Source organism: Microbacterium pumilum (genome assembly GCF_039530225.1).
Lineage (GTDB): Bacteria > Actinomycetota > Actinomycetes > Actinomycetales > Microbacteriaceae > Microbacterium > Microbacterium pumilum.
Window position 1 is genome coordinate 2,598,472 of the sequence record NZ_BAAAOH010000001.1, and the last position, 23,310, is coordinate 2,621,781.

The 23,310-nt window shown below is 67.4% G+C and carries 22 protein-coding genes; 14 read left to right on the plus strand and 8 right to left on the minus strand.

From position 1 onward, the window contains the following. Positions 1–113: 113 nt before the first annotated feature. The 6 genes from ABD188_RS11505 to ABD188_RS11530 all read left to right on the plus strand — a co-directional run bounded on the left by ABD188_RS11505 (position 114) and on the right by ABD188_RS11530 (position 4,549). Positions 114–740, plus strand: coding sequence for a superoxide dismutase (locus tag ABD188_RS11505; protein ID WP_344062130.1), 627 nt, complete (start codon positions 114–116; stop codon positions 738–740). 105 nt (positions 741–845) lie between these two features. Continuing rightward, positions 846–1,856: a type I glyceraldehyde-3-phosphate dehydrogenase gene (gap, locus tag ABD188_RS11510; protein ID WP_344062133.1), complete on the plus strand. Its 1,011-nt coding sequence runs from the start codon at positions 846–848 to the stop codon at positions 1,854–1,856. Between the two features lie 9 nt (positions 1,857–1,865). Then, positions 1,866–3,080, plus strand: a complete 1,215-nt coding sequence (locus ABD188_RS11515) for a phosphoglycerate kinase (protein WP_344062136.1) — start codon at positions 1,866–1,868, stop codon at positions 3,078–3,080. Further along, a complete protein-coding gene (gene tpiA, locus ABD188_RS11520; RefSeq protein ID WP_344062139.1) occupies positions 3,071–3,862 on the plus strand; it encodes a triose-phosphate isomerase in 792 nt (263 codons plus the stop codon). Before ABD188_RS11515 ends, tpiA begins: the two co-directional genes overlap by 10 nt. Positions 3,863–3,944: 82 nt before the next feature. Next, entirely contained in the window at positions 3,945–4,193 is a 249-nt protein-coding gene (secG, locus tag ABD188_RS11525) for a preprotein translocase subunit SecG (RefSeq protein WP_344062141.1), read from the plus strand. Beyond that, positions 4,193–4,549 carry an RNA polymerase-binding protein RbpA gene (locus ABD188_RS11530; RefSeq protein ID WP_344062144.1) on the plus strand — a complete coding sequence of 119 codons (357 nt, stop codon included), beginning with the start codon at positions 4,193–4,195 and terminating at the stop codon, positions 4,547–4,549. Before secG ends, ABD188_RS11530 begins: the two co-directional genes overlap by 1 nt. A gap of 66 nt (positions 4,550–4,615) precedes the next feature. Here ABD188_RS11530 and pgl read toward each other — a convergent pair whose 3' ends face one another. Genes pgl through tkt form a run of 6 tightly spaced genes read right to left on the minus strand, consistent with a single transcriptional unit; the run spans position 4,616 to position 12,844 of the window. Next, positions 4,616–5,395 carry a 6-phosphogluconolactonase gene (gene pgl / locus ABD188_RS11535; RefSeq protein WP_344062147.1) on the minus strand — a complete coding sequence of 260 codons (780 nt, stop codon included), beginning with the start codon at positions 5,393–5,395 and terminating at the stop codon, positions 4,616–4,618. A gap of 29 nt (positions 5,396–5,424) precedes the next feature. Next, complete coding sequence (locus tag ABD188_RS11540) at positions 5,425–6,390, minus strand: glucose-6-phosphate dehydrogenase assembly protein OpcA (RefSeq protein WP_344062150.1); 966 nt, start codon at positions 6,388–6,390, stop codon at positions 5,425–5,427. Next, a complete protein-coding gene (gene zwf / locus ABD188_RS11545) occupies positions 6,387–7,979 on the minus strand; it encodes a glucose-6-phosphate dehydrogenase (protein WP_344062153.1) in 1,593 nt (530 codons plus the stop codon). The genes ABD188_RS11540 and zwf overlap by 4 nt, the downstream gene beginning before the upstream one ends. A gap of 13 nt (positions 7,980–7,992) precedes the next feature. Continuing rightward, the gene (locus ABD188_RS11550; protein ID WP_344062157.1) at positions 7,993–9,615 is read right to left on the minus strand and encodes a glucose-6-phosphate isomerase; all 1,623 of its coding nucleotides are present in this window, start codon (positions 9,613–9,615) and stop codon (positions 7,993–7,995) included. Then, the gene (tal, locus tag ABD188_RS11555; protein WP_344062160.1) at positions 9,612–10,730 is read right to left on the minus strand and encodes a transaldolase; all 1,119 of its coding nucleotides are present in this window, start codon (positions 10,728–10,730) and stop codon (positions 9,612–9,614) included. Before tal ends, ABD188_RS11550 begins: the two co-directional genes overlap by 4 nt. After that, complete coding sequence (gene tkt, locus ABD188_RS11560; protein WP_344062163.1) at positions 10,727–12,844, minus strand: transketolase; 2,118 nt, start codon at positions 12,842–12,844, stop codon at positions 10,727–10,729. Before tkt ends, tal begins: the two co-directional genes overlap by 4 nt. 257 nt (positions 12,845–13,101) lie before the next feature. On the opposite strand from tkt, the gene ABD188_RS11565 reads away from it, so the two are divergent. Further along, entirely contained in the window at positions 13,102–14,043 is a 942-nt protein-coding gene (locus ABD188_RS11565) for a heme o synthase (protein ID WP_344062166.1), read from the plus strand. Between the two features lie 201 nt (positions 14,044–14,244). Then, positions 14,245–15,669 (plus strand): glycoside hydrolase family 18 protein, encoded by a 1,425-nt coding sequence (locus tag ABD188_RS11570; RefSeq protein WP_344062169.1) that lies wholly within the window; start codon positions 14,245–14,247, stop codon positions 15,667–15,669. Positions 15,670–15,726: 57 nt separating this feature from the next. Here the strand turns inward: ABD188_RS11570 and ABD188_RS11575 are convergent, their stop codons facing one another. Together ABD188_RS11575 and ABD188_RS11580 are read right to left on the minus strand one after the other, a co-directional pair. Further along, complete coding sequence (locus ABD188_RS11575) at positions 15,727–16,125, minus strand: dinucleotide-utilizing enzyme (protein ID WP_344062172.1); 399 nt, start codon at positions 16,123–16,125, stop codon at positions 15,727–15,729. Positions 16,126–16,218: 93 nt separating this feature from the next. Continuing rightward, the gene (locus ABD188_RS11580; RefSeq protein ID WP_344062175.1) at positions 16,219–17,214 is read right to left on the minus strand and encodes a COX15/CtaA family protein; all 996 of its coding nucleotides are present in this window, start codon (positions 17,212–17,214) and stop codon (positions 16,219–16,221) included. A 251-nt stretch (positions 17,215–17,465) separates the two neighbouring features. Here ABD188_RS11580 and sufB point away from each other — a divergent pair, with 251 nt between their 5' ends. The 6 genes from sufB to ABD188_RS11610 are packed head-to-tail and all read left to right on the plus strand — an operon-like array spanning position 17,466 to position 23,251. Continuing rightward, positions 17,466–18,884 (plus strand): Fe-S cluster assembly protein SufB, encoded by a 1,419-nt coding sequence (gene sufB, locus ABD188_RS11585; RefSeq protein ID WP_344062178.1) that lies wholly within the window; start codon positions 17,466–17,468, stop codon positions 18,882–18,884. After that, the gene (sufD, locus tag ABD188_RS11590) at positions 18,885–20,093 is read left to right on the plus strand and encodes a Fe-S cluster assembly protein SufD (protein ID WP_344062181.1); all 1,209 of its coding nucleotides are present in this window, start codon (positions 18,885–18,887) and stop codon (positions 20,091–20,093) included. It abuts the gene before it with no gap. After that, entirely contained in the window at positions 20,090–20,419 is a 330-nt protein-coding gene (locus tag ABD188_RS11595; protein WP_344062184.1) for a non-heme iron oxygenase ferredoxin subunit, read from the plus strand. Before sufD ends, ABD188_RS11595 begins: the two co-directional genes overlap by 4 nt. 47 nt (positions 20,420–20,466) lie before the next feature. Beyond that, complete coding sequence (gene sufC, locus ABD188_RS11600) at positions 20,467–21,261, plus strand: Fe-S cluster assembly ATPase SufC (protein WP_344062186.1); 795 nt, start codon at positions 20,467–20,469, stop codon at positions 21,259–21,261. Between the two features lie 9 nt (positions 21,262–21,270). Then, positions 21,271–21,600: a metal-sulfur cluster assembly factor gene (locus ABD188_RS11605; RefSeq protein ID WP_344062188.1), complete on the plus strand. Its 330-nt coding sequence runs from the start codon at positions 21,271–21,273 to the stop codon at positions 21,598–21,600. Positions 21,601–21,655: 55 nt separating this feature from the next. Further along, complete coding sequence (locus ABD188_RS11610; protein ID WP_344062191.1) at positions 21,656–23,251, plus strand: serine hydrolase; 1,596 nt, start codon at positions 21,656–21,658, stop codon at positions 23,249–23,251. Positions 23,252–23,310: the final 59 nt, after the last annotated feature.

The window sequence follows — 23,310 nt, forward strand, 5'->3', positions numbered from 1 at the left end:
GTCATACGGGGAAGCAACCCCCTCCTCGGCGCGTTGCCGCTCACTAGGATGAAATCGTCACCCTCGCTGCCCCCGAGGAGCTTCGGCGGCAGCGCCGATAGGAAGAAGAGAACATGGCGAAGTACACGTTGCCCGACCTCCCCTACGACTACGCCGCACTCGAGCCGCACATCAGCGGCAAGATCATGCAGCTGCACCACGACAAGCACCACCAGGCCTACGTGACCGGCGCGAACACCGCGCTCGACCAGCTGGCCGAGGCGCGTGAGACGGGCAACCTCGCGAACGTCAACAAGCTCGAGAAGGATCTCGCCTTCAACCTCGGCGGGCACGTGAACCACTCGATCTTCTGGACCAACCTCTCGCCCGACGGCGGCGGGCAGCCCGACGGCGAGCTCGCGGCCGCCATCGACGAGTTCTTCGGCGGGTTCGACAAATTCCAGGCGCACTTCACGGCCGCCGCGACCGGTATCCAGGGCTCCGGCTGGGCCGTGCTCAGCTGGGATCCCCTCGGCGAGCAGCTCCTGATCCAGCAGCTGTTCGATCAGCAGTCCAACACGGCGCAGGGCACGATTCCGGTGTTCCAGCTCGACATGTGGGAGCACGCGTTCTACCTCGACTACCTCAACGTCAAGGCCGACTACGTCAAGGCCGTCTGGAACATCGCCAACTGGGCGAACGTCGCTGACCGTCTGGCGGTCGCCCGCGAGAAGACTGCAGGCCTGCTGGTACTGTCATAGCAAGTGCGGGCGTCCCGGTGGGCTGCCCCACCGGGACGCCGTTGTCCACCGTCTGAAAAGCAATGAACCGCGCAATCGCGCACGACATATCTCAGGAGAATTTCCGTGGCTGTCAAGATCGGAATCAACGGCTTCGGCCGCATCGGGCGCAACTTTCTTCGCGCGGCTCTCGCGCAGGGCGCAGACCTCGAAATCGTGGCGGTGAACGACCTCACCGACAACAAGACGCTCGCGCACCTGCTCAAGTACGACTCCGTGGGCGGACGCCTGGCAGAGGACGTGTCGTACGACGAGGGCTCCATCACCGTCGGCGGCAAGTCCATCAAGGTCTTCGAAGAGCGCGACCCCGCGAATCTCCCCTGGGGTGAGCTGGGCGTCGACATCGTCATCGAGTCGACCGGTCGCTTCACCAAGGCCGACGACGCCAAGAAGCACATCGCGGGCGGCGCCAAGAAGGTCATCATCTCGGCTCCTGCCACGGGCGATGACGCGACCCTCGTCATGGGAGTGAACGAAGAGACCTACAACCCTGAGACCGACGTGATCATCTCGAACGCGTCGTGCACCACGAACTGCCTGGCACCCCTCGCCAAGGTCTTCAATGACGCATTCGGGATCGAGCGCGGGTTCATGATGACCGCGCACGCCTACACGGCCGACCAGAACCTGCAGGACGGCCCGCACAGCGACCTGCGCCGCGCGCGTGGCGCTGCGATCAACATCGTCCCCGCGTCGACGGGTGCGGCCAAGGCCATCGGCGTCGTGCTGCCCGAACTCGCCGGCAAGCTGAGCGGCTCGTCGTACCGCGTCCCCGTGCCCACCGGCTCGATCGTCGATCTGACCATCGTCACGCCGACCGAGGGCCTCACCGTCGAGACGGTCAACGCCGCCTACAAGACTGCTTCGGAAGACGGCTCCCTCGTGGGCTACCTGAAGTACACCGAAGACCCGATCGTGTCGAGCGACATCCAGCTCGACCCGCACTCCTCGATCTTCGACGCCGAGCTGACCAACGTCAGCGGCAACCTGGTCAAGGTGTCGGCGTGGTACGACAACGAGTGGGGCTACTCGAACCGTCTCGTGGACCTCACCGAATACGTGGCCGAGCGCCTCTAGGCGTCCACCATGGCTCTGCGCACCCTCGATTCGCTGGGTTCGCTCGCAGGAAAGCGCGTCATCGTCCGTTGTGACCTGAACGTCCCTCTGAAGGACTCGGCGATCACGGACGACGGCCGCGTGCGAGCCTCCCTGCCCACGCTGAACGCCCTGATCCAGCAGGGCGCACGGGTCGTCGTCTGCTCGCACCTCGGGCGTCCGGATGGCGCGCCGGACCCGAAGTACAGTCTCGAGCCGGTCGCGCAGCGCCTTTCGGAGCTGCTCGGGAAGCCCGTCGCGTTCGCCCTCGACACCGTGGGGGAGTCCGCACACGACGCCGTCGCGGCGCTCGAGGACGGCGACATCGCCGTCATCGAGAACCTGCGCTTCAACACCGGTGAGACGGCGAAGGACGACGCTGAGCGCGGAGCGTTCGCTGCTCAGCTTGCCGAGCTCGGTGACGCACTGGTGTCCGACGGGTTCGGCGTGGTGCACCGGAAGCAGGCGAGCGTCTACGAGCTGGCCGAGATCCTGCCATCCGCGGCCGGTCTGCTGATCGCCGCGGAGCTGGATGTGCTCGACCGACTCACAGAGAACCCGGAGCGGCCCTACACGGTCGTACTCGGCGGCTCGAAGGTCAGTGACAAACTGGGCGTGATCTCGCACCTCCTGCCGCGCGTGGACCGACTGCTGGTGGGTGGTGGGATGCTGTTCACCTTCCTGGTCGCGCAGGGGCACAGAGTCGGCGCGAGCCTGCTCGAGGCCGACCAGCTCGACACCGTGCGGCAGTACCTCAAGACTGCGGAGGAGTCGGGGGTCGAGATCGTCCTCCCGACGGATGTCGTGGTCGCGTCGAAGTTCGGTGCCGACGCGGAGCACGTGGTGACTTCGGCGGATCGCATCGAAGACACGCCGTTCGGGGCATCCGGTCTCGGTCTCGACATCGGACCCGACACGTCGGCACGCTTCGCGGAAGTCATCCGCGACAGCCGGACCGTCTTCTGGAACGGCCCGATGGGCGTGTTCGAACTCGCTCCGTTCGCCGCCGGCACGAAGGCCGTCGCCCAAGCTCTCACCGAGGTGGACGGGCTGAGCGTCGTCGGCGGCGGGGACTCGGCGGCCGCGGTGCGACAGCTCGGCTTCCAAGACGATCAGTTCGGCCACATCTCGACGGGTGGCGGCGCCAGCCTCGAGTTCCTCGAGGGCAAGAAGCTACCTGGACTGGAGGTCCTCGGATGGCAGTAGCAACGCGTACGCCGTTCATCGCAGGCAACTGGAAGATGAACCTCGACCACTTGCAGGCGATCGCATTCGTGCAGAAGCTGCACTGGTCGCTCAAGGACGCCAAGCACGGCGACGACTCGGTCGAGGTGGGGCTCTTCCCGCCTTTCACCGACCTCCGGACCGTCCAGACGCTCCTCGACGCCGACAAGATCCCGTTCGCCCTCGGCGGCCAGGACCTGTCGACCAAGGACTCCGGGGCGTACACCGGAGAGATCTCCGGCGCTTTCCTCGCGAAGCTCGCGTGCCGGTACGTCATCATCGGCCATTCCGAGCGTCGTGAGTACCACGCCGAGAGCGACGAGGTCGTGGCCGAGAAGGTCAAGGCCGCGCTGCGGCACGGCCTGGTCCCCGTGATCTGCGTCGGTGAGACATCCGAGGATCTCGAGAAGTTCGGCGCGAGCGCGGTGCCCGTCGGGCAGCTGCAGGTGGCGCTGGACGGCGTCGCCTCGAGCGCCGACATCGTCGTCGCCTACGAGCCGGTCTGGGCGATCGGCTCGGGACAGGCGGCGACTCCCGAGCAGGCGCAGGATGTGTGCGCCAAGCTGCGCGACGTCATCGCCGACAAGCTCGGGGCGGATGCCGCGGCCCGCACCCGCGTGCTGTACGGCGGATCAGTCAAGGCGGCGAACATCGCGAGCTTCATGCGCGAGCCCGATGTAGACGGCGCCCTCGTGGGCGGCGCGAGCCTCGTGGTGGACGAGTTCTCGGCGATCGTGCGCTTCCAGAAGCACGTCGGCGTCTGACAGTCCGAGACGAAACGGCGCAGCACGTATACTTGACCCTTGTGCGATCGGCGGATGATCGCCACGAAAGGCTTGAACGACTGTGCCAATCCTCGAGTTCGTCCTCCAGGTTCTCCTCGGAATCACGAGTCTGCTGCTGACACTGCTGATCCTGCTCCACAAGGGGCGCGGCGGCGGGCTGTCCGACATGTTCGGGGGCGGCATGACGTCGGCGCTCGGATCATCCGGCCTCGCAGAGCGAAACCTCAATCGCTTCACGATCGTCCTCGCCCTGGCGTGGTTCGTATCGATCGTCGCGCTCGGGCTGATCACGAAGTTCCAGGGCATCTGATGGCCACGGGGGGCAACGCGATCCGCGGCACTCGAGTCGGTGCCGGACCCATGGGCGAGCAGGACCACGGCTTCCATGCCGACCGCGTCGCCATCTCGTACTGGGATGCCCTCGGCAACGAGACCGTCCGCTACTTCGCGGCCGGCATTCCCGAGGAGGAGATCCCCGACACGATCGACTCCCCGCACTCGGGTCTGCCCGCGGGGCGTGACAAAGAGAATCCGCCGGCGCTCGCCAAAACCGAGCCGTACAAGACGCACCTCGCCTACGTGAAGGAGCGACGCACCGAGGAAGAGGCCGAGGCCCTGCTCGACGACGCGCTCAAGCAGCTGCGTGACAGGCGCGGTCAGGACTGAACCCACCGCTCAAGCGACAGCGGATGCCACCGGCATCCGCTTTTCGCATTGTTGACCCGCGCCGCGTCAATACTCCCCGTCGATGAGTTCCGGCGGCACCTGTGCGGCGGCGGCATCGTCGACGAAGAACACGGTGCGCTTGCGCCCCTTGGCGCCCGCTGCGGGCACGCTCGCGTAGCTCGCGCCCGCCAATGCCAGCCCGAGGGCTGCGGCCTTGTCGGCGCCCGAGAGCACCATCCACACCCGCTGCGAGCTGTTGATCACCGGACGCGTCACGCTCACGCGCTCTGGCGGAGGCTTGGGGGACTCCCGCACCGGAACCGTCGAACGATCCGTGATGAGGATCTCGGGCCGGTCGGGAAAGAGCGAGGCGATGTGCGCATCAGGGCCGACGCCGAGGAAGCATACGTCGAACGAGGGCCAGTCCCCGTCCTCGCCGGCGAAGCGGGCGAGCTCCGCCGCGTACCGTTCGGCGGCGCCCTCCAGGTCGACGCCGTCGTCGCTCGAGGCGATCGCGTGGATGTTGGCGTCGGGGATGTCGAGTGCGTCCAGCAGCGCGGCGCGCGCCTGCTTCTCGTTGCGATCGTCGTCGGCGCGTGGCACGAATCGTTCGTCGCTCCACCAGAAGTGGACGCGAGACCAGTCGATGCGGTCCCGACGCGGATGGCGCGACGCGGCCACCAGCACGGCCGACCCCATGGTTCCGCCGGTAAGGGAGATGTGGACGAGTGCATCGCTGTCGAGGCGCTTCGCCACGCGATTGAGCAGCCGAGCAGCGACCGAATCCGCCAGAGTCGTGGGATCGGGGCTGATCACCACGCGCTTCTCTGCCCAGGCCTCAACCATGCGTCTCGCTCATGTGTCTCGCGTCTCGCTCAGACCTTTCGGCCGGCGTCCTCGGTACTGCTCGGAGGGCCGAGGAGTTCCCAGCCCTGGGTGATCACTCGACCATACAGGACGTCCGGATCGAGGCGCCGGAGCTCTTCGGCGAGGCATTCCCGCAGTGTGCGGCGGGGAAAGGCGAGGTCGTGGACCGGCTGTCCGGGCTGGGTGAGCACGGCGACCCCTGACTCGGGCCGCTCCAGCTTCACTTCGCCGCTCTCTCGGACGAGCGTCACGGACTTGATGCCGTGGGGCCACTCTTCGGCGTCGAGATAGGCCCAGTCGACCGGCACGTCGAGAGCGAGGCGGAGCCACGCCGCGAGGAGTGCCGTGGACGGCGAGTCGGAGGCACCCCGCACTCGCACCGCCGTGATCGCCTCGTACGGAGGCTGGTCGAGGATCGCGGCGAGCTGCTCGCGCCACCGGGTGAGGCGAGTCCAGGCGAGATCGGTGTCGCCCGGAGCATAGCTGCCGCCGAGCGCGGCAACCCACGCCGATGGGTCGGACTTCGTCGCGGCATCCGTGATGCGGCGCTGCGCGATCTTGCCGATGGATGTCGCCGAGGGCACATCGGGCGTCTTGTTCGGCCACCACACCACGACGGGTGCATCGGGCAGCAGCAGTCCGGTCACCAGGCTTTCGAGGTTCGAGTTGCCGGCCTCGCCGTTGATGCTGAGGGTGATGACCTCACTGGCGCCGGCGTCGCCGCCGACGCGGATCTGCGCGTCGAGGCGCGAGTCCGCTGCGCCGCTGTCGCCGATCATGAGGACGATGACGCGCATCGGATGCTCGCGCGACGCGTCGTTCGCGGCCTCGATGACCTCTTCCAGCGCGCCCTCACGGGTGAGGATGATGAGGGTCAGCACCCGGCCGAGGGCGACCGCCCCGCCTTCTTCGCGCACGTCGACGAGCGCGCGTGTGATCTTGCTCACGGTGGTGTCGGGCAGATCGACGATCATGGGCGCCTCCAAGTGCGGCCATCGCGGGCGAGCATCTCGGCCGCGGACGCCGGGCCCCACGACCCGGGCGCGTACTGTTCGAGGGGGCCGCCCTGCGTCTCCCAGAACTCCTCGATCGGGTCGAGGATCTTCCACGAGAGGTCGACCTCCTCGTGGCGCGGGAAGAGCGGCGGGTCGCCCAGCAGCACGTCGAGGATGAGCCGCTCGTAGGCCTCGGGGCTCGCCTCGGTGAAGGCGTGGCCATAGCCGAAGTCCATCGTCACGTCGCGCACCTGCGCGCCGGCGCCCGGCACCTTGGAGCCGAAGCGGATCGTCACGCCCTCGTCGGGCTGGACGCGGATGACGAGCGCGTTCTGCCCCTGACCGGCGGTCTGGCTGCGTGAGAAGAGCTGCTCGGGCGCCGTCTTGAAGATCACGGCGATCTCGGTCACGCGGCGGCCCAGCCGCTTGCCCGTTCGCAGGTAGAACGGCACACCCGCCCAGCGGCGCGTGTTGATCTCGAGCGTGATGGCGGCGTAGGTCTCGGTCGTCGAGTTGGGCTTCATCCCGTCCTCTTCGAGGAAGCCGAGCACCTTCTCGCCGCCCTGCCAGCCGCCCGCATACTGGCCGCGTGCGGTGGAGCGCGCGAGGTCCTTGGGCAGAGTCACCGCAGCGAGCACCTTCTCCTTCTCGGCGCGAAGGTTCTTCGCGTCGAATGAGATGGGCTCCTCCATGGCGGTCAGCGCGAGGAGCTGCAGGAGGTGATTCTGGATGACGTCTCTTGCTGCCCCGATGCCGTCGTAATACCCCGCGCGACCGCCGACGCCGATGTCCTCGGCCATCGTGATCTGCACGTGGTCGACGTAGTTGGCATTCCAGATCGGCTCGTACAGCTCGTTGGCGAAGCGCAGCGCGAGGATGTTCTGCACCGTCTCCTTGCCGAGGTAGTGGTCGATGCGGAAGATCGAGTCGGTCGGAAACGCCGAGCGAAGGGCATCGTTGAGCGCCTGCGCGGAGGCTCGGTCGTGTCCGAACGGCTTCTCGATGACGACGCGCCGCCAGCGCTCGGGCTGGTCGGCGGTGTCGTCGACCAGTCCGGAGGCCTTCAGCTGCTCCGCGACGATGGGGAAGTCCTTCGGCGGGATGGACAGGTAGAACGCGTGGTTTCCCATCGTGCCGCGCTCGGCATCCAGCCGGTCGACTGTCTCACGAAGACGACGGAACGACTCCTCGTTGTCGAATTCGCCGGAGACGAAGCGGATGCCTTCCAGCAGCTGCTGCCACGTCTCGTCCCGGAATTCGGTGCGTGCGTGCTGGCGGACCGCGTCCTCCACGACTTTCGCGAAGTCCTCGTCCTCCCAGTCACGGCGTGCGAAGCCGACGAGTGCGAATCCGGGCGGCAGCAACCCGCGATTGGCCAGGTCGTACACGGCCGGCATCAGCTTCTTGCGCGAGAGATCGCCGGTCACGCCGAAGATGACGAGCGCGCTCGGGCCGGCGATCCGGCTCAGCCGGTGATCGTCCGGGTCGCGCAGCGGGTTGTGGCCGCGCGTGATCTCTATTCCGTGGCGCTCCTGCGCGTCACTCGATTCTTGGACCTCGTTGGGCATGTCGGGGTGGCTCCTACTGTGCCGCTTCGAAGAGCGACAGCACTTCGAGCTGGGGGTCGGTCAGCGTGAGGGTGACGACCGGACGCCCGTGTCCGTCGGCGAGGACGCTCGCATCTCCGGCTGCCTGCGCCTCGATGAGCTGACCGAACGTGAAGGGACGCCCGGGGATCTCGAGATCGACATCGCCGCGCTCGAGGATCTGGAGGAACACCCCGTTGGCGGGTCCGCCCTTGTGGTACTGCCCCGTCGAATGCAGGAAGCGAGGTCCCCAGCCGAACGTGGTGGGGCGCCCGGAGTCGGCGGCCACGAGCTCGCGCAGACCCTCGAGCTGGGGGAGTGCGAGCCGGTTGACGTATGCCTGGATCGACACGTAGCCGTCGGCGGGCACAAGTGCCCAGAGCGCGTCGAGCACTCCGGCGACGGTGCCGGATGCCGCGAGCCCGGGCTGCGACACACGCACCTCGACGCCGTCCACCTCGAATGCGGGGGCAGTCGCCTCGGGGCGCGCGTCCAGGAGGCCGCGCGTCGCGACCTTCGCGGACTCGACATCAGGCTGATCGAACGGGTTGATGCCCAGCATCCGCCCGGCGGTCGCCGTCGCGTACTCCCAGACGATGAACTGCGCTGCGAGCGACCCGCTGATGAGGACTTCACCCTCGTGGTGCTCGCGGAAGTGGAACTCGTGCGCCTCATCCACGATCCGCACGATCTGCAGGTCGTGCGGCTTGCTGTCGAGCTCGGGTGAGACGGGGAGAAGCACGACTGGCAGGATGCCGGTGCCGTTCTTTCCGGTCGACTCGGCGACGAGCTGCTCGATCCAGTCCGGCAGTCCCACGATGTGGGTGCCGTCGCTCACGAGGCCGAGCTTGTCGCGTCTGGGCTGTCCGCCGGCGATGGCGGCGGCGAGCACCAGGGCGGGGTTGTCAGGGCTGTCGATCGCGACCTCGAGCAGTGACGCATCCGCCTCGTCGAGCAGTTCGGCCAGGTCGACGCCGGCCAGGCCGGTCGGGACCAGACCGAAGGCCGTCAGCGCCGAATAGCGTCCTCCGACACTGGGGTCGGCATTGAAGACCGTGTAGCCCTCGCCGCGGGCTGCGACGTCGAGGGGGGACCCAGGATCGGTCACCACGACGATGCGTTCGAGCGGGTCGATCCCGAGATCGCGGAATGCCGCTTCGAACGTGCGCTTGGCCGAGTCGGTCTCGACCGTGGAGCCGGACTTCGACGACACGACGAGCACGGTCTGCGTCAGGCCGCCCGACTCCGCGTCTCCGTCGAGAGCGGCCAGCACCTGCCCGGGTGAGGTCGAGTCGAGGATGACGAGGGGCACGCCGCTCGTCTGCGCGATGACCTCGGGTGCGAGCGAGGACCCGCCCATGCCCGCCAGGACGACACGCGTCACGCCCTTCGCGAGCAGCTGTGAGCGAAGCGCCTCGATCTCGGCGACGAGCGGCCGTGAGGTGGTCACGGCATCCACCCAGCCGAGCCGAGAGGATGCCTCCGTCTCGGCGTCGGGTCCCCACAGGCTCGGGTCCGCTGCCGTGATGCCGGATGCGACGAGGTCGGCGACGAGGCCCGGGAGCGTTTCGTCCACGACGGACTTGACGTGGCCGCTCAGGTGGAGCTCGAAGCTCATCGGGCGATCTCCGGCGCGTTGCTCAGTGCAGCCGCGACGGTGTCCTTCAGCTCGTGCCAGGACGCGATGAACTTCTCGACGCCTTCGTCCTCGAGCACCTGCGTCACGTCGTCGAAGTCGACGCCGACCGAGGCGAGCTGGTCGAACAGGGCGTGTGCATCGGCGTAGGCGCCGGTGACGGCGTCGCCGCCGATCTCACCGTGGTCGAACGTGGCCTCGAGGGTCTTCTCCGGCATGGTGTTCACGGTGCCGGGCGCGACCAGTTCGGTCACGTACAGCGTGTCGGGAAGGGCAGGATCCTTGACCCCGGTCGAGGCCCACAGCGGCCGCTGCACGTTGGCACCGGCATCCGTCAGCGCCTTCGCACGATCGGTGGCGAACTCCTTCTCGAACAGCTCATACGCCAGTCGAGCATTCGCGACGCCGGCCTTCGACTTCAACGTACTCGCGACCCCGTTGCCGATCGCGGTGAGGCGCTTGTCGACCTCGGTGTCGACGCGCGACACGAAGAACGATGCGACCGAGTGGATGGTCGAGATGTCGTGGCCGGCCGCCTGCGCCTGCTCGATTCCGGCGAGGTACGCGTCGATGACCTCGGCGTAGCGCTGCAGGCTGAAGATCAGCGTGACGTTGACCGAGATGCCCTCGGCGAGCGTCGCGGTGATCGCCGGCAGCCCGGCCTTCGTGGCGGGGATCTTGATGTGCGTGTTCGGCCGGTCGACCGTCGCCCACAGCTGCTTGGCCTGATCGATCGTGGCTGCGGTGTCGTGGGCGAGGTCGGGGGAGACCTCGATCGACACGCGTCCGTCGACACCGGCGGTGGCGTCGTACACCGGGCGGAAGATGTCGGTCGCGTCGCGGACGTCATCCGTCGTGATCTGGAAGATCGCGTCATCGGCGCTCGCACCGGCGGCCGCCAGCTGCGCGACCTGCGTCTCGTAGGCGTGGCCGTTCGAGAGGGCGCCGGCGAAGATCGTCGGGTTCGTGGTGACGCCGACCACATTCCGCGTGGCGATGAGTTCGGTGAGGTTGCCCGACGTGATCCGCTCCCGCGAGAGGTCGTCAAGCCAGATGCTCACGCCCTGGGCGGTGAGCTGTTCGGTGGGGGTGCTCATGACTGCTCTTCCTTCTTCTTCGCCACGACGGCGAGGGTCTCGCGGGCCGCCGCTACGACGGCTTCGGCGGTGATGCCGAACTTCTCGAACAGGGTCTTGTAGTCGGCGGACGCTCCGAAGTGCTCGATCGAGACCGAGCGGCCGCTGTCGCCGACGATGCCGCGCCACGTGAGGGCGAGGCCCGCCTCGACGGACACCCGCGCGGTGACGGATGCGGGCAGCACGCTCTCGCGGTAGGCGTCGTCCTGCTCGGCGAACCATTCCAGCGACGGCGCCGAGACGACGCGCGCCCCGATGCCTTCGGCGGCGAGCGTCTCGCGTGCGGCGACGGCCAGCTGCACCTCGGAGCCGGTGCCGATGAGGATCACGTCGGGCTTTCCACTGGGTGCCTCCGCCAGGACGTAAGCGCCCTTGGTGGCATTGTCCGCCGAGGCGAACACGTCGCCCGAGGCCTCGCCGTCGCCGCGCGCGAACACCGGGATGTTCTGGCGGGTGAGCGCCAGGCCGGCGGGCCCGCCGTGACGGCGCAGGATCTCGAGCCACACGACGGCGGTCTCGTTCGCGTCGGCCGGGCGCACCACCGTGAAGTTCGGGATGGCGCGCAGCGCCGCCAACTGCTCGATCGGCTGATGGGTGGGCCCGTCTTCGCCGAGCGCGACGGAGTCGTGCGTCCAGACGTAGATGCTCGGGATGTTCATGAGAGATGCGATGCGCACCGACGGGCGCATGTAGTCGCTGAAGATCAGGAACGTGCCGCCGAATGCCCTGGTGGGCCCGTGCAGGACGATGCCGTTGACGATCGCGCCCATCGCGTGCTCGCGGATGCCGAAGTGCAGAACGCGGCCGAACGAGTCACCCGCCCACTCGTGCGTCGACCACTCCGACGGGATGAAGGACTTCGCGTCCTTGATCGTCGTGAGGTTCGACTCGGCGAGGTCGGCGGAGCCGCCCCACAGCTCGGGCAGTTCGGCGGCGAGGGCGTTGATGACGGTGCCCGACGCGGCACGGGTGGAGACATCCTTGCCGGACTCGAAGACGGGGAGCGCCGAGGCGATGTCGCCGGGCAGCTGACGGGCCTGCAGGCGGTCGAAGAGAGCCTTGCGATCGGGGTTCGCCGTGGCCCAGGCGTCGAACGACTCCTGCCACTCGGCGTGCGCAGCAGCACCGCGCTCACCGAGCGAACGCGTGTGCTCGAGCACGTCCTCCGGAACGACGAATGTGGTGTCGGGGTCCCATCCGAGCACCTTCTTGGTCGCGGCGAGCTCGTCGCCGCCGAGGGCGGAGCCGTGGATCTTTCCGGTGTTCTGCTTGCCGGGGGAGGGCCAGCCGATGATCGTCTTCAGGACGATGATCGAGGGCTTCGACGTCTCGGCCTTCGCGGCTTCGATGGCGGCATCCAGCTCGGCGACATCCTCGACGTATTCGCCGGTCTTCTTCCAATCGACCGTCTGCACATGCCAGCCGTAGGCTTCGTATCGCTTGGCGACGTCTTCGGTGAACGCGACGTTCGTGTCGTCTTCGATCGAGATCTGGTTCGAGTCGTACAGGACGACCAGGTTGCCGAGCTCCTGGTGGCCGGCGAGTGATGACGCCTCTGACGTCACGCCCTCCTGCAGGTCGCCATCCGACGCGATGACGTAGATGAAGTGATCGAACGGCGACGTGCCGGGCGCGGCATCCGGATCGAACAGTCCGCGCTCGTAACGCGCGGCGTACGCGAACCCGACGGAGGACGACAGTCCCTGGCCGAGCGGCCCGGTCGTGATCTCGACGCCGTCGGTGTGCCCGTACTCGGGGTGGCCGGGGGTCAGCGATCCCCACGTGCGCAAAGCCTTGAGGTCGTCGAGCTCCAGCCCGAACCCGCCCAGGTAGAGCTGCACGTACTGCGTCAGGGACGAGTGACCGGCCGACAGGATGAACCGGTCGCGGCCCGTCCAGTGCACGTCCGCGGGGTCGTGGCGCATGACCCTCTGGTAAAGCAGGTACGCGGCGGGGGCGAGGCTCATCGCCGTACCGGGGTGGCCGTTGCCGACCTTCTCCACCGCGTCTGCTGCCAGCACACGAGCGGTATCGACCGCGCGCCTATCGATTTCGTCCCACCGCAGTTCCGACACAGGGCCGCCTTTCTCGAGGGTTTGGCCCCAGCGTCGCCGGTCCGCGTCCCAACTCGACGAGGAGAAAGGGGGAATCGGCGCGGGGCGCGCGAATGACTTCAGCATAGCGAAGCGGTATGTCGCACCGATCATGCGTGCCGCTGTGTGACGGACCCCTGCCCCCGAAACGACCCGTCGCAGGGCGGTCGGTGGGCCGGGTCGCCGACATGCCATGCCATAGACTGAGGGCTGTTCGACAGGCGGCGATTGCGGGGGCGATGGACATCACGACGACGGCCGGTGCCGAGGCCTCCGTCCACGGACGACGCGATCCCCGCCACGGTTTCGGCCGCACCCTTCGCGCGTACATCGCACTCACGAAGCCGCGGGTCCTCGAACTGCTTCTCGTCACGACCATGCCGGTCATGATCCTCGCCCAGGGCGGACTGCCCAGCCTGTGGCTCGTGTTCGCGACCGTCATCGGCGGCTCGATGAGCGCCGGCTCGGCCGCCGCCTTCAACATGTACCTCGACCGCGACATCGACGCGCACATGCAGCGCACCGTGAACCGGCCGCTCGTCACCGGCGAGGTGTCGCCGAGGGGTGCCCTGATCTTCGCGTGGACGCTCGCCGTCGTCTCGACGATCTGGCTGTGGCTGACGACCAACTGGCTCGCCGCGACCCTGTCGGCGACGGCGATCTTCTTCTACGTCGTGATCTACACGATGATCCTGAAGCGCCGCACCGAGCAGAACATCGTGTGGGGCGGCATCGCCGGCTGCTTCCCGGTGCTCATCGGCTGGACGGCCGTGACCGGCTCGCTCGCCTGGCCCCCCGTCATCCTGTTCGCCCTCGTGTTCCTCTGGACGCCGCCGCACTACTGGCCCCTCTCGATGAAGTACAAGGACCAGTACGAGGATGTCCACGTCCCGATGCTCGGAGCCACCCGCAACGGCTCGCAAGTCGGGCTGCAGGTCATCCTCTACGCATGGGCGGCCGTCGCCTGCTCGCTGCTGCTCGTACCGGTCGCCGGGATGGGTCTCGTCTACACCGTCTCGGCTCTCGTGTTCGGAGGCTGGTTCATCTACGAATCGCACCGCCTCTACAACCGCGCGATCCGCGGCACCGAGCCCCGCCCGATGCGGGTTTTCCACGCATCGATCACGTACTTGACGCTGCTTTTCGTCGCCATCGCGATCGACCCGCTGCTGCCGTTCTGACGGCCATTGCACGCCTCGGTCGTTGAGCGAGCGGAGCGAGACGAAACGTCGCGGGTCCGGCTTGCGGCGTTTCGTCTCGTCGCTTCGCTCCTCGCTCAACGACCGGCGGGTTTGTTCGGAGTCTTTAGTAAATACTCTTGACAAACACGGATCGCCTTCGCCACAGTGATGCCATCACATCGCCGTGGAAGGAATCCCCCCATGTCCTCATTCACCAGATCCATCGCCGTGGCCACCGCGGTGCTCGTCGGGCTCGGCCTCGCGATCGCGCCTCCGGCGCAGGCGACCTCCTCGAAACCACCGTCCGATGCTCCCGCGAAAGTCGTCAGCGCCTATTTCGCGAACTGGGACGTGTACGGCCGCGGCTATTTCGTCAAGGACATCCCCGTCGACAAGCTCAACGTCATCCAGTACGCCTTCGGTGACGCGACCTACGACCCGGCGACGGGGAATGTGGGCTGCTCATCGCTCGACCCGTGGGCCGACTACCAGCAGGTGTACTGGGGGCCTGAGAACACCGTGGACGGCGTGGCCGACAACTTCGGCGCCAACGGCAACCTGTACGGCAATTTCAACCAGCTGAAGAAGCTGAAGGCCGCGAACCCCCACCTGAAAGTGGAGATCTCACTCGGCGGCTGGACGAAGTCGAAGTGGTTCTCGACGCTGGCGTCAACCAGCCAACTCCGCGAGAAGTTCGCCGCGGAGTGCATCGACACGTTCATCAAGGGCAACCTTCCGACCGGTGGATGGCCCGAGGACGCCGGCGGACCGGGAGCGGCAGCGGGCATCTTCGACGGCATCGATCTCGACTGGGAGTATCCGACATCGGTGGCCGACGGCAACTACAACGTGAGCCCCGCCGACCGCAAGAACGCGACAGCGCTCGCGGCCGAGTTCCGCACGCAGCTCGACGCGTACGGCACGAAGACCGGCAAGCACTACCTGCTCACGGCGGCACTGCCCGCGGCGACGAGCTCGACGAAGTACTACGAGCTCTCGGCGTTCGTGAAGCACCTCGACTGGGTCAACATCATGAGTTACGACTACAACGTCGCGGGCAGCCCCGTCGTCGCCCACAACTCGCTGTTCGGACTGGATCCGCGCGACCCGAACGCGAAGAACCCGACATGGAACACCGCCGGCACCGTTGCGTACTACCTGCTCAGCGGCGTGCCCGCATCGAAGATCGTGGTCGGCATGGGCTTCTACGGGCAGCAGTGGCTGCGCACCGGCACGAAGAACAACGGGCTGTACACATCGTTCGACAACACCGGCCTCAGCGCTGATTCGCTCACTGCGGACTCCGCATTCCAGCCGAGCTTCCACGCGCTGGTCGAGGCGGGCTACGTCAGCTCCGACGGCAAGACCGGTGGCAACGGCTACACGGTCGCCTGGAACGCCCTCGCCGGCGAGCCATATCTGTACAGCGCCGCGGCCGAGCACCCGACGTTGACGACGGGACCGGCCACCGTGCGCACCGTGATCACTTTCACGAGCCCGAAGTCGGTCGCCGAACGCATCGCGCTCATCGACAGGCTCGGGCTGCGCGGCGCGATGGTGTGGGAGATCAGCCACGACAGTGATGACCACGCGCTCATGAGTCAGGTCGCGAAGATCCTGCGCTGACGCACGGAACGACGGCGCCGATCCATGGGGTCGGCGCCGTCGTCGTGCGTGGAAGGGTCAGCGGCCGACGGGGACCTCGGCCTCGGTCGCCACCGGTTCTGCGTCGGCGACGGGTGCGGCGGGAACCGTCACGACCTCGACGATCTCTTCCTCATCGGTCCAGCCGATGGGCTCGACGACCTCGACCGGAGCCTTGGGGCGCAGCGAGGACGCCGCGGCGACCGCGAGGGCGAGGAGCAGACCGATGACGCCGGCACCGACGAGCACGGTGCCGAACAGCGCGACCGACGGGCCGACATAGACGTCGACGGCGGTGGCGCTGCCGTCGGTGAGAGTCGCGGTCATCTGACCGAGTCGCATGCTGAAGATCCATGCGCCGAGGACGACCGAGACGAGCGACGCGGCGACCAGGATCCAGAACGGGATGCTGCGAAGCAGGCTGGGACGGGTGTTCATTTGTTTCTCCTTGAAGCGGGCACGATCGGCCGCGCCATTCCGCCAGCGTGCCCGCAGCGGCGGAGCGTGGAGTGTGTGAATTCGATGAATCGCCTATGAACCTGAGCGAGCGGGATGCCGGCGCGCGTCGGTGATCGCGGCATCCGAGGGTGTCGCAACCGGTGCGGTGAGGTGCATGACGACGGTGGTCGTGGCCGCGACGAGAAGCACGGCGAGCACGAGATGGATGTTGACGAGGGCGATCGGCAGACCCGCGCGCGCCTGCCACAGCCCGACGAAGATCTGGACGATCTCGACGGCCAGAACGAGCCCGGTCCACAGGGGCAGCCGCTGCGCGCGGGGCATGCGCCACGATCCGGCGAAGATGACGACCGTGAGCGCGAGCAGCGCGTAGGCGGGCCACGAGTGGACGTGCTGCATGAACTCGGGATTCAGCCCGTTGCGAGACGCCCCGCCGTCGCCGGCGTGCGGACCGGATCCGGTGACGAGGATCCCGACGATGATCGTCACGAGCGCCGCGGCGGCCGTGACGCGCGTGGTGACGGCGTACCAGCCGGGCACGGCGGTCTCTCGGCGACCAGGAGTCGCGTAGACCCGCACCACCAGCGCCGCCGAGAGCGCCACCAGGATCACGGATGCGAAGAAGTGGAGGCCGACGATGTAGGGGTTCAGGTTCGTCAGCACTGTGATGCCGCCGATCACTGCCTGCAGCGGCACATAGAGACCGACTCCCAGAGCGAGCCAGAACAGGTCGCGACGCTGTGCGCGCATCCGGACGACGAACAGGAACGTCACGATCGCCACCACGACCAGGACGAACGTCAGCATGCGGTTGCCGAACTCGATCGCGCCGTGGAACCCCATTTCGGGCGTCGCGATGAGCGAGTCGGCGGTGCAGCGCGGCCACGTCGGGCATCCGAGGCCCGAACCCGTCAGGCGCACGAGTCCGCCCGTGGCGACGATCCCCACCTGCACCGCGAGTGTCGCCCACGCTGCGGCGATGACACGCCGGTCCACGTGGTCGGGCAGTCGGGTCCACAAGCGTCGGAGAAGTCCGGACGCGGGCGGAGTCGTCGTCTCGGCGGGCATCGTCAGCTGCCTCCTGGGATGGTGCTGGCACAGTGGGTGCATGATCCAGGCGCCCGCGCGGAGGCGGACCCTGTAGAATCGAGGGGTCGGCTTCGGGCACCCCTGGGTGCCTCGAACCACTGACAGTCTAGGCGCGATGGCCAGCGCCGCTTGAGAGGGCCCACCAGCGGCATCCCCTTCCGGTAACTCCACCTGAAGAGTCGGAATGCCGGTGCGGATGACACCGCAAGGACCCGGAGGAGAACGTGACGATGTCTGATGTGCTGATCGACCGACCCGAGCTCGCCAGCCTCGGACAGTACGAATTCGGCTGGCACGACACCGACGCCGCCGGCGCCACTGCCCAACGCGGCCTGAGCGAGGCCGTCGTCCGGGGCATCTCGACCCTCAAGACCGAGCCCGACTGGATGCTCAAGAACCGCCTCAAGGGTCTGCAGCTCTTCGGCCGCAAGCCGATGCCGACGTGGGGCGCCGATCTCAGCGAGATCGACTTCGACAACATCAAGTACTTCGTGCGCTCGACCGAGAAGCAGGCGGGCTCGTGGGAAGAGCTCCCCGAAGACATCCGCAATACCTACGAACGGCTCGGCATCCCCGAGGCGGAGCGCCAGCGTCTGGTCTCGGGCGTCGCCGCCCAGTACGAGTCCGAAGTGGTGTACCACCAGATCAACGAGCAGCTCGAGGCTCAGGGCGTCATCTTCATGGACACCGACACGGCGCTCAAGGAGCACCCGGAGTTCTTCGAGGAGTACTTCGGCACCGTCATCCCCGCCGGTGACAACAAGTTCGCGGCGCTCAACACCGCGGTGTGGTCGGGCGGCTCATTCGTCTACGTGCCCCCGGGGGTCCACGTCGAGATCCCGCTGCAGGCGTACTTCCGCATCAACACCGAGAACATGGGCCAGTTCGAGCGGACGCTGATCATCGCCGACGAGGGCTCGTACGTGCACTACATCGAGGGCTGCACCGCGCCGATCTACAAGAGCGACTCGCTGCATTCGGCCGTCGTCGAGATCATCGTGAAGAAGAACGCCCGCGTGCGCTACACGACGATCCAGAACTGGTCGAACAACGTCTACAACCTGGTCACGAAGCGCGCGATCGCGCACGAGGGCGCGACCATGGAATGGATCGACGGGAACATCGGCTCGAAGGTCACGATGAAGTACCCCTCGATCTTCCTGGTCGGAGAGCACGCCAAGGGCGAGACCCTGTCGGTCGCCTTCGCCGGCCCCGGTCAGCACCAGGATGCCGGCGCAAAGATGGTCCACATGGCCCCCTACACGCAGTCGTCGATCGTCTCGAAGTCGATCGCGCGAGGGGGCGGGCGCGCCGGCTACCGCGGCGAGGTTCGGGTCGAGGCCAACGCGCACCACTCGGCCAACACCGTCCGCTGCGATGCGCTGCTGGTCGACACGATCTCGCGTTCTGATACGTATCCGGCCATCGACATCCGCGTGGATGATGTGCAGCTCGGCCACGAGGCGACCGTCTCGAAGGTGAGCGAAGAGCAGCTGTTCTACCTCCAGTCCCGCGGCATGCCCGAGGACGAGGCGATGGCGATGATCGTGCGCGGCTTCATCGAGCCGATCGCGCGCGAGCTTCCCATGGAGTACGCGATGGAGCTCAACAAGCTCATCGAAATGGGCATGGAAGGATCGGTCGGCTAGATGACGGCCACGACACAGGCGCCTCCGACGGCGCCCGGTTCCACCGCGCACACCGACGGCGCCTGGGCGGTCATCCCCGTCCAGACGCGCTCGGAGCGTCCGCGATCGTTCGACCCCGCGGACTTCGACGTCCCGACGGGGCGCGAGGTGAACTGGAAGCACACACCCGTCGACCGTCTGTCTTCGCTGTTCGCGGATGTCGCGGCCGACGATCGCCCCGGTGACGCCGCCGTCGTCTTCGACGTGGCAGCGCCCGACGGAGTCGAGGTCGGCGCCCGGCGAGTGGGGGAGGCGCCCCGCGGCGAGGTCTTCGAGCCCGAGGACCGGTCAGCCGCGATCGCGTGGACCCGCGCCGACGAGGCGCTCTACCTGCGCGTGCCGTCGAACACCGAGCTCGATGCGCCGATCGTGGTGACCATGACCGGCGCGGGCGCGGACCGCCGCGCGAACGCGCACATCGTCTTCGAGGCGGGTGTGAACTCCCGGTGCACCCTGCTCCTGCGCCACGCCGGCTCGGCCCAGTTCGCCCAGAACGTCGAGGTGATCGTCCGCGACGGCGCTCACGTCGAACTCGTGACGGTGCAGCAATGGGACGACGATGCGGTGCACGCGGCATCCCATCAGGTGCGCGTCGAACGCGACGCGACGCTGCGGCACGTCGTCGTGAGCTTCGGCGGCGGCGTGGTCCGCGTGAACCCCAGCGTCGAGCTCGCGGGTGCGGGATCGCGCGGCGAGCTGTTCGGTCTCAGCTATTCGGATGCCGGCCAGCATCTCGAGAGCCAGGTCTTCCTGCACCACAGCGGCCCGGACACGAAGGGCGACGTCCTGTACAAGGGCGCCCTCCAGGGCACCGGCGCGCGCAGCGTCTGGATCGGCGATGTGCTCATCGGACCGGATGCCGTGGGCACGGACTCGTACGAAGCCAACCGCAACCTGGTGCTGACCGAAGGCGCGCGTGCCGACTCGGTGCCGAACCTCGAGATCGAGACCGGCGACATCCGCGGTGCCGGCCATGCCAGCGCCACCGGCCGATTCGACGACGAGCAGCTGTTCTACCTGCAGGCTCGCGGAATCACCGAAGACGAAGCGCGTCGCCTCGTGGTGCTCGGCTTCCTCACCGAGATCGTGCAGAAGATCGGCATCCCCGCCCTCGAGGCCGAGCTGTTCGCAGCCATCGAGATCGAACTCGCCCAGGAGGTCGCCCGATGACGGCTCAGCGCGTGTGCGCCCTCAGTGAGCTCGAGCAGGATTCGGCGATCCGGGTCGAGGTCGACGGCGTTGCCATCGCCGTCGTCATGGACTCCGCCGGGGACGTGCACGCCATCGGCGACACCTGCACGCACGGCGACATCTCGCTCGCCGAGGGATTCGTCGACGGCGACTCGCTCGAGTGCTGGGCCCACGGCTCGGCGTTCTCCCTGAGCACCGGCAAGCCCCTCAACCTCCCCGCTTATGAGCCGGTCCCGGTCTTCGCCGTCACGATCGACGGCGACGACGTGCTCATCGACCCCGCCGTGACGAAGCCGACCTCGTAGGCCTCGCCTAGGGTCGGCCACCACGCATCATGAAAAGAGAAGTCTGAATGTCTGTCCTAGAGATCCACGACCTGCATGTGACGGTCGAGACGGATGCCGGAACCACCCCCATCCTCACCGGGGTGACACTCACGATCCGCACCGGCCAGACCCACGCCATCATGGGTCCCAACGGCTCGGGCAAGTCGACGCTCGCGTACACGATCGCCGGTCACCCCAAGTACAAGGTCACGAGCGGCACGATCACGCTCGACGGTGAGGACGTGCTCGCGATGACGGTGGACGAGCGTGCCCGCGCCGGCCTCTTCCTCGCGATGCAGTATCCCGTCGAGATCCCCGGCGTCACGGTGACGAACTTCCTCCGGACCGCGAAGACCGCGATCGACGGAGAGGCGCCCTCGATCCGGACGTGGACCAAGGACGTCAAGCAGTCCATGAAGAACCTGCGGATGGATCCGAAGTTCGCGCAGCGCAACGTCAATGAGGGCTTCTCGGGCGGCGAGAAGAAGCGCCACGAGATCCTCCAGCTCGAACTGCTCAAGCCCCGCATCGCCGTGCTCGACGAGACCGACTCCGGCCTCGACGTCGACGCTCTCAAGATCGTGTCCGAGGGCGTCAACCGCGCCAAGGCCGAGAACGACCTGGGTGTGCTGCTCATCACGCACTACACCCGCATCCTGCGCTACATCCACCCCGACTACGTTCACGTCATGATCGGCGGACGCATCGTCCAGGAGGGCGGTCCGGAACTCGCCGACCGTCTCGAGGACGAGGGATACGACCGGTATCTTCCCGTGGGCGAGGAAGAGCCCGCTGATGCCGCCGTCGGCAGCGAAGCGTAGAATCGTTATATGACCGCAACGCTTGCACCCGAGAAGTTCGACGAGGTCACCGAAGCTCTCAAGGACGTCATGGACCCCGAACTGGGGATCAACGTCGTCGACCTGGGTCTGATCTACGACCTGGGGTGGGATGACGAGAACGACGCCCTGGTCATCCACATGACGCTCACCTCAGCAGGCTGCCCGCTGACCGACGTTCTCGAGGAGCAGACCGCACAGGCGCTCGACGAGGTCGTCGAGCGGTTCCGCATCAACTGGGTGTGGATGCCGCCGTGGGGCCCCGAGCGCATCACCGACGACGGCCGCGACATGATGCGGGCGCTCGGCTTCGCCATCTGACCCCTCGCCGACGGCCCCCTGGTGAGCCCGTGCCGTGCTCTGCCAGACTCTGGGCATGGCCGCGCGGCGTGCTCGATCGACCCGTCTGCTGGCACTGGTGTTCGTGAGCGCAGCTCTGGCGGCCTGCACAGCGGGCGGCCCGGACGCCGCTCCTGAGCGATCCCAGAGTCCGATGGTGAATCCCAACCCGGGCGCCGACGCGGTGGCGGTCGTGACCGACGAGCATGTCGAGGCGGCCGTGGCCGATGTCGAGAAGTCCGTCGGCGAAGCGATGGATGCAACCGGCACCCCCGGCATCGCGGTCGCCGTCATCCACGGCGGCGACGTGATCCTCGCCGAGGGCTTCGGCGTCCGCGACGTCGAGAGCGGCGTACCGGTGGACGCCGATACCGTCTTCGCACTGGCATCCGTCTCGAAGTCGGTCGGTTCGACCGTCGTGGCGCGCGCGATCGATGAGGGCATCGTGGCGTGGGATACGCCCGTAGCCGAGAACCTCGACGGATTCACCCTCTCCGACCCCGTGGCGGGCGCACGGGTCACGATCGCCGACATGTATGCGCATCGCTCGGGTCTCTACGAACATGCGGGAGACGAGCTGGAGGAGATCGGTTACGATCGCGCGGCGATCATCAAGCAGCTCCGGTACATCCCGCTCGAGCCGTGGCGCGCCGTGTACCACTACGGCAACTTCGACATCACGACCGCGGCGGAGTCGGTGGCACGAGCGGCAGGCGAGGACTGGGCAACGCTCTCGGAGCATCTGGTCTACGAGCCCCTCGGGATGACGTCGACCAGCTCGAGGTTCTCCGACCTCGAGGGTCGCGACAATCGCGCGCTCGGACACATCAAGGTCGACGGGGAATGGGTGGTGACCCCCGAGCAGCGCCAGCCGGACGCGCAGTCTCCTGCCGGAGGCGTGAGCTCCAATCTCACCGACATGGCCATCTGGACCAAGATGCTCCTCGCGGCCGGCATGAACGACGGCGAGCGGTTCGTGGCGGAGTCGGCGCTGCTGCCGGCGATGTCGCCGCAGATGGTGATGGGACTCCCCAGCGAGTGGGGTGCTCGCCCGGGCTACTACGGATACGGCTGGAACGTCGGCACGACTGTCGGCGGCCTCGTCGATGTGAACCACTCGGGCGCTTTCGCGCTCGGTACCGGGACCATCGTCAAGATGCTCCCGGGCGCCGATCTCGGGATCATCGTCTTGTCGAACGCCTCGGCCAACGGTGTGGCCGAAGGGATCGCGAACCGCTTCATGGACATCGCCCAGTTCGGTGAGGAGCGGCGCGATTGGCTCGGCTTCTTCATCTCGGTGTTCGAAGGGCTGATGAACGAACCGGCCGGAGAGTTCGACGGGCAAGAACCGCCGACCGACCCCGAACCGGCGCGCGATCTCGCCTCGTATGCGGGGAAGTACGCCAACGAGTACTTCGGACCCGCGCGCGTGGCGGTGGAGGGTTCCGGCCTCGTGCTCTCGCTCGGTCCGAGGGGGCGATGGCCACTCGAGCACTGGTCCGGAGACACATTCCTCTTCCGTCCCACGGGGGAGAACGCCAATCCGGGCGCGACGTCGCAGGCGACCTTCGACAGTGCGACACTCGTCCTGGAGTATTTCGACAAGCACGGTCTCGGCACTTTCACACGCTGACTCACGACCGGAGCTCGGCCTTCCGAGACATCGCCCCTTGTAGCTTGCGACCGCGACCC

What these genes read in the sequence shown, in the direction of transcription:
- ABD188_RS11610 (WP_344062191.1), top strand. Translation starts at nt 21,656, where the DNA reads ATGGCCGCGCGGCGTGCTCGATCGACCCGTCTGCTGGCACTGGTGTTC.
- ABD188_RS11505 (WP_344062130.1), top strand. Translation starts at nt 114, where the DNA reads ATGGCGAAGTACACGTTGCCCGACCTCCCCTACGACTACGCCGCACTC.
- ABD188_RS11595 (WP_344062184.1), top strand. Translation starts at nt 20,090, where the DNA reads ATGACGGCTCAGCGCGTGTGCGCCCTCAGTGAGCTCGAGCAGGATTCG.
- sufC (WP_344062186.1), top strand. Translation starts at nt 20,467, where the DNA reads ATGTCTGTCCTAGAGATCCACGACCTGCATGTGACGGTCGAGACGGAT.
- ABD188_RS11605 (WP_344062188.1), top strand. Translation starts at nt 21,271, where the DNA reads ATGACCGCAACGCTTGCACCCGAGAAGTTCGACGAGGTCACCGAAGCT.
- tpiA (WP_344062139.1), top strand. Translation starts at nt 3,071, where the DNA reads ATGGCAGTAGCAACGCGTACGCCGTTCATCGCAGGCAACTGGAAGATG.
- ABD188_RS11565 (WP_344062166.1), top strand. Translation starts at nt 13,102, where the DNA reads ATGGACATCACGACGACGGCCGGTGCCGAGGCCTCCGTCCACGGACGA.
- pgl (WP_344062147.1), bottom strand. Translation starts at nt 5,395, where the DNA reads ATGGTTGAGGCCTGGGCAGAGAAGCGCGTGGTGATCAGCCCCGATCCC.
- ABD188_RS11550 (WP_344062157.1), bottom strand. Translation starts at nt 9,615, where the DNA reads ATGAGCTTCGAGCTCCACCTGAGCGGCCACGTCAAGTCCGTCGTGGAC.
- tal (WP_344062160.1), bottom strand. Translation starts at nt 10,730, where the DNA reads ATGAGCACCCCCACCGAACAGCTCACCGCCCAGGGCGTGAGCATCTGG.
- sufB (WP_344062178.1), top strand. Translation starts at nt 17,466, where the DNA reads ATGTCTGATGTGCTGATCGACCGACCCGAGCTCGCCAGCCTCGGACAG.
- ABD188_RS11515 (WP_344062136.1), top strand. Translation starts at nt 1,866, where the DNA reads ATGGCTCTGCGCACCCTCGATTCGCTGGGTTCGCTCGCAGGAAAGCGC.
- sufD (WP_344062181.1), top strand. Translation starts at nt 18,885, where the DNA reads ATGACGGCCACGACACAGGCGCCTCCGACGGCGCCCGGTTCCACCGCG.
- ABD188_RS11575 (WP_344062172.1), bottom strand. Translation starts at nt 16,125, where the DNA reads ATGAACACCCGTCCCAGCCTGCTTCGCAGCATCCCGTTCTGGATCCTG.
- zwf (WP_344062153.1), bottom strand. Translation starts at nt 7,979, where the DNA reads ATGCCCAACGAGGTCCAAGAATCGAGTGACGCGCAGGAGCGCCACGGA.
- ABD188_RS11530 (WP_344062144.1), top strand. Translation starts at nt 4,193, where the DNA reads ATGGCCACGGGGGGCAACGCGATCCGCGGCACTCGAGTCGGTGCCGGA.
- ABD188_RS11580 (WP_344062175.1), bottom strand. Translation starts at nt 17,214, where the DNA reads ATGCCCGCCGAGACGACGACTCCGCCCGCGTCCGGACTTCTCCGACGC.
- ABD188_RS11570 (WP_344062169.1), top strand. Translation starts at nt 14,245, where the DNA reads ATGTCCTCATTCACCAGATCCATCGCCGTGGCCACCGCGGTGCTCGTC.
- ABD188_RS11540 (WP_344062150.1), bottom strand. Translation starts at nt 6,390, where the DNA reads ATGATCGTCGATCTGCCCGACACCACCGTGAGCAAGATCACACGCGCG.